1 pseudogene is annotated in these 521 nt (G+C 82.3%); it reads right to left on the reverse strand.

Annotated elements, in window-relative coordinates:
• Positions 1–521: pseudogene (locus tag IE330_RS38590) on the reverse strand (Rne/Rng family ribonuclease); the annotation flags it as partial.

The following is a 521-nucleotide window of genomic DNA, read 5'->3' on the forward strand; positions in this document are numbered from 1 at the left end:
GGTGTGCCCGGCGCCCGCCTCCTCGTCGTCCGGGTCGGCGGCGTCGACGTCGGCGGCGGCGGCGCGGCGGCGGCGACGGCCACCCCGGCGGCGACGGCGGCCCTGGCGCTCGCCGGACTCCTCGTGCTCGACGCCCTCGGCGCCCTCGGGCTCCTGCGCGTCGTCGGCCTCGACGTCCTCCACGGACTCCAAATCCTGCGCGGCCTGCACGGCCTGCGGGGCCTCGGCGGGCTGCTCGTCGGCGGCGCGGCGGCGGCGACGGCGGCGCGGGCCGGTCTCCTCCTCCACCACGGCGGGGGCGCTCTCGACGGCGGGGGCGCTCCCGGCCTCGGCCGCCTCGGCGGCGGCAGCGGCGGCGGCGCGCTCCGGGGTCTGGAACATCGGCTCGGTGAACACCGGCGCCTGGAACACGGCGACGGCGGGGCGCGCGGGCCGCCGACCGGCCTCGTCCCGGGTGCGCGGCTCGGGCGCGCTGAACCCGGCGGCGGCCTTGCGGGTGGCGCGACGGCGGGTACGGGCAC

It is taken from the genome of Streptomyces longispororuber, from assembly GCF_014656095.1.
Classification (GTDB): domain Bacteria; phylum Actinomycetota; class Actinomycetes; order Streptomycetales; family Streptomycetaceae; genus Streptomyces; species Streptomyces longispororuber.